The organism is Pseudomonas sp. NPDC087336, from assembly GCF_044744285.1.
Lineage (GTDB): Bacteria > Pseudomonadota > Gammaproteobacteria > Pseudomonadales > Pseudomonadaceae > Aquipseudomonas.
Genome location: NZ_JBIUYA010000067.1, coordinates 1 through 4146, shown reverse-complemented (window position 1 = coordinate 4146; position 4146 = coordinate 1). Strand labels below are relative to the sequence as shown.

The 4146-nt window shown below is 55.3% G+C and carries 5 protein-coding genes and 4 tRNA genes; all 9 read left to right on the top strand.

Annotated features, from left to right (window positions below; translation table 11 throughout):
- Positions 1-183 precede the first annotated feature (183 nt).
- Entirely contained in the window at positions 184-1143 is a 960-nt protein-coding gene (birA, locus tag ACIO0C_RS31125) for a bifunctional biotin--[acetyl-CoA-carboxylase] ligase/biotin operon repressor BirA (RefSeq protein ID WP_401318335.1), read from the top strand.
- The gene (locus ACIO0C_RS31120) at positions 1133-1882 is read left to right on the top strand and encodes a pantothenate kinase (RefSeq protein ID WP_401318332.1); all 750 of its coding nucleotides are present in this window, start codon (positions 1133-1135) and stop codon (positions 1880-1882) included. Before birA ends, ACIO0C_RS31120 begins: the two co-directional genes overlap by 11 nt.
- Positions 1883-1889: 7 nt before the next feature.
- The gene (locus tag ACIO0C_RS31115) at positions 1890-2330 is read left to right on the top strand and encodes a hypothetical protein (RefSeq protein ID WP_401318330.1); all 441 of its coding nucleotides are present in this window, start codon (positions 1890-1892) and stop codon (positions 2328-2330) included.
- Between the two features lie 143 nt (positions 2331-2473).
- Positions 2474-2558: transfer RNA gene (locus ACIO0C_RS31110), tRNA-Tyr, on the top strand.
- A gap of 24 nt (positions 2559-2582) precedes the next feature.
- Positions 2583-2656, top strand: a tRNA-Gly gene (locus ACIO0C_RS31105).
- A gap of 26 nt (positions 2657-2682) precedes the next feature.
- Positions 2683-2758 (top strand) — tRNA-Thr (locus ACIO0C_RS31100).
- A gap of 169 nt (positions 2759-2927) precedes the next feature.
- Positions 2928-3003 (top strand) — tRNA-Trp (locus ACIO0C_RS31095).
- A 45-nt stretch (positions 3004-3048) separates the two neighbouring features.
- On the top strand, positions 3049-3417 hold the full coding sequence (secE, locus tag ACIO0C_RS31090) for a preprotein translocase subunit SecE (protein WP_007896620.1): 369 nt from the start codon (positions 3049-3051) through the stop codon (positions 3415-3417).
- Between the two features lie 9 nt (positions 3418-3426).
- Positions 3427-3960, top strand: coding sequence for a transcription termination/antitermination protein NusG (gene nusG / locus ACIO0C_RS31085; RefSeq protein WP_007933727.1), 534 nt, complete (start codon positions 3427-3429; stop codon positions 3958-3960).
- The last annotated feature ends 186 nt before the right edge of the window (positions 3961-4146 follow it).

Here is a 4146-nt window from a genome sequence, read left to right as displayed (position 1 = left end):
ATGGTAGTGTGGGGTTTCCCCATGTGAGAGTAGGTCATCGTCAAGATTAAATTCCAAAACCCCTATCTGCGCATGCAGGTAGGGGTTTTGTCTTTGTGCCCAGGAAAATCCGTCTGTTCGGTTTTCTATGCAACGGCTCGGGGCGTGGCTATCATGCGGGCCTCATTGTGAGGCGAGACTTGCATGCTGACGTTGTTAAAGCTTCTTAAGGATGGCCGATTCCATTCGGGTCAGGCACTGGGCGCGGCCCTGGGCATCAGTCGCAGTGCTGTGTGGAAGCAGCTTCAGCATCTTGAGGCTGAGTTGGGGTTGTCCATTCACAAGGTTCGAGGGCGCGGCTATCAATTGGCTGCACCGTTGACGCTGCTTGATCCTATGGAAATAGGGCGACTGGCTCCCTCTTGCAATTGGCCAGTCCTGGTCTTCGACTCTATTGACTCCACCAATGCCGAAGCCCTGCGCGCCATCGAGCGGCACCAGGCCGCGCCTTTTCTGGTGCTTGCCGAGCGGCAAACTGCCGGGCGCGGGCGACGAGGGCGCAAGTGGGTCAGTCCATTCGCGGAGAATATCTATTACAGCCTGGTTTTGCGGGTTGAAGGTGGTATGCGCCAGCTGGAGGGCTTGAGCCTTGTTGTGGGGCTCGCCGTCATGCAGGCCTTGCGCGAGCTTGGGGTTCCCGGGGTGGGCTTGAAATGGCCCAATGATGTCCTGGTAGGGCAGAAGAAGATTGCCGGTATCCTGCTTGAGCTGGTGGGGGATCCAGCTGACGTTTGTCATGTGGTGCTGGGTGTCGGAATTAATGTAAACATGCAGATGACCGATGAGGTCGACCAGCAATGGACGTCCATGCGCCTGGAGTCGGGCAAGGCGTTTGATCGCAATCGCCTGGTAGCGGAGCTGGGGGAGATGCTGCAGAAGTATCTGGCTCGCCACCAGGCTGAAGGGTTCTCGGCGATCCAGGCTGAGTGGGAGCAGCACCACCTGTGGCAGGGGCGTGCGGTGTCGTTGATCGCGGGTGCAAACCAAATAGATGGCGAAGTGCTGGGCATCGATGGCCAGGGTGCGCTGCGCTTGAAGGTGGATGGTGTGGAGAAAGTCTTTAGTGGCGGTGAGCTGAGTCTGAGGTTGCGTCATGATTCTTGAGCTCGACTGCGGAAATAGTTTCATCAAGTGGCGTGTGCTCAAGGCGGACGCCCGTCAGGTGGTGGGAGAGGGGGTTGTCGATTCCGACCTGGCGTTACTTGAGGGTGTGAAAGGGATTGAAGGCCTTGCGCTGAGGTTCTGTCGGTTGGTGAGTGTCAGGACTGCCGAAGAAACCGACGAATTGATTGCCCGGCTGAAGGCGGCCTTCGATATTTCGGTGGTCTGTGCGGCTCCCGCCAAGGAAATGGCCGGCGTTCGTAACGGCTATGAAGAATTTGAGCGGCTCGGCCTTGATCGCTGGCTGGCGCTGCTCGGAGGCTTTCACCTGGCTTCTGGCGCGTGCCTGGTGCTTGATTTCGGTACTGCGGTGACTGCGGACTTCGTTTCCGGGGATGGTGAGCATCTCGGTGGGTTCATATGCCCTGGGATGCCGTTGATGCGAAATCAGCTGCGCACCCATACCCGCAAGATACGTTATGGAGATCTTGCGGCTGAGCGCGCTTTGGAGTGTCTTGTTCCGGGGCGTACAACGGTCGAGGCGGTTGAGCGCGGGTGCCTGTTGATGCTGCGGGGGTTTGTGCTGACGCAGCTGGAGATGGCGCGTGGTTATTGGGGGGAGAGCTTTACGGTGTTCCTCACCGGTGGCGATGCGGCGTTGGTTTCCGAGATGGTGCCTGAGGCCCGGGTGGTCCCCGATCTGGTGTTCGTCGGCTTGTCGATGGCATGCCCTTTGTCCTGAGGTCTTTATGCGTTGGTTGTTTCTGCTGCTGCTCGTTCTCAATGTGTTTTATTACATCTGGCATCAACAGGAGGCGCCGCTGCGTGCCAAGGACGTAACGCCCTTGAGCCTGTATCGCGGCTCCCAGCAGGACATACGTCTCTTGAGCGAGGCGACGGATGCGGCCAAGGAAAAAGGAAAGGTGGCGCAGGCAGAGACCGAATGCCTTTATCTGGGTGGATTTGTTCGTCAGGAGGTCGAGCAGGCGCTTGAACGCAGGTTGACCGGCATGGGCGTGAAGTATCAGTCACTGCCTGCAAGTCCGGCCGAGCCCCCGGCGTACTGGGTTCGCGTGGCCCCTGAAAGCAAGCGTTGGCTGGATGACTTGCAGCTGATAAACCTTTCTAGAGAATTCAATGAGTTAAAACATAAAATAATGCCTTGTGGGGGGGTTGCACCCACTGAATAGTTTGCATAGAATGGCGCCCGCTCCACAGCGAAGACCTAAAGCGGTCAACGAGGTGAGGCGAGGTCAACGCAGATAAGCTCAGGATTTTAATGAGAAAAATGCTTGACAGAAGGCTGGCATGATGTAGAATGCCGGCTCGCTTAGGAGGGGTTCCCGAGCGGCCAAAGGGATCAGACTGTAAATCTGACGTCTACGACTTCGAAGGTTCGAATCCTTCCCCCTCCACCATTTTTAGCGAGAGCTGCAAGCCTCGCGGGTATAGTTTAGTGGTAGAACCTCAGCCTTCCAAGCTGATGATGCGGGTTCGATTCCCGCTACCCGCTCCAAGTTTGCAGATTTTGCACAGTGTTACGCTCTTGTAGCTCAGTTGGTAGAGCACACCCTTGGTAAGGGTGAGGTCAGCGGTTCAAATCCGCTCAAGAGCTCCATATAACAAGGCAGATATGAAAATATCTGCCTTTGTTTTAATGGTCTGGTTGTGTTTCGTTGTTCCAGGGGTGGTTTTGAGCTCCGGTGCTGGTGAGGCGCAAAGGCCATTGAGTAAATTGTTGTAAAGTCTTTTTCGGGCCGGCATAATGGTCGGCCTGATTTTGTTTTAGGTCAGTAGCTCAATTGGCAGAGCGACGGTCTCCAAAACCGTAGGTTGGGGGTTCGATTCCCTCCTGACCTGCCAGATTCACTCGGTGTGTCTGGCTTTCTTTTCACAGGATCTTCATAGATGACTCCTAAAGCTGAAGCTCAAGGCTCGCGCTTCGATCTGCTCAAGTGGCTAGTAGTAGTCGCTTTGGTGGTTGTTGGCGTTGTTGGCAATCAGTATTACTCTGCTTCGCCGATCCTGTACCGCGTGCTCGCTTTGCTTGTGATTGCTGCTGTAGCTGCCTTTGTAGGCCTGCAGACGGTCAAGGGCAAGTCTTTCTTTGTACTGGTTAAGGAAGCGCGCACCGAGATTCGTAAAGTCGTATGGCCAACTCGCCAAGAAACCACGCAGACCACGTTGATCGTTGTGGCTGTTGTCCTGGTTATGGCGTTGCTGTTGTGGGGGCTTGATTCCCTGCTCGGCTGGCTTGTTTCCTTGATTGTCGGCTAAGGGTGTCCCGTGGCTAAGCGTTGGTACGTTGTGCATGCTTACTCCGGTTACGAGAAGCATGTCATGCGCTCGCTGATCGAGCGCGTAAAGCTGGCTGGCATGGAAGATGGCTTCGGCGAAATTCTGGTTCCCACTGAAGAAGTGGTTGAAATGCGTAATGGCCAGAAGCGCAAGAGCGAGCGTAAGTTCTTCCCTGGTTATGTGCTGGTCCAGATGGATATGAACGAGGGTACTTGGCACTTGGTCAAGGACACTCCTCGCGTGATGGGTTTCATTGGCGGTACTGCCGATAAGCCTGCGCCGATTACTGATAAAGAGGCAGAAGCGATTCTGCGTCGCGTTGCTGATGGTAGCGACAAGCCTAAGCCGAAGACATTGTTCGAGCCGGGTGAGTCGGTACGTGTCAATGACGGTCCGTTTGCCGATTTCACCGGCACGGTCGAAGAGGTCAATTACGAAAAGAGCCGGATTCAGGTCGCGGTGCTCATTTTCGGACGCTCTACCCCGGTAGAGCTGGAGTTCAGTCAGGTCGAAAAGGTCTAACTGAGCAAGCATCCCAACCCCGCAGCCTTAGGCTGTGGGGTTTTGTCGTCACTGGGATAAACGCGCAAGTAACCGGGGAGCCTTTCGAGGCGTTTGAACCCGTAATTGGAGTGCCTCATGGCCAAGAAGATTACCGCTAAAATAAAGCTTCAAGTGAATGCAGATCAGGATAACACAAGACCACAA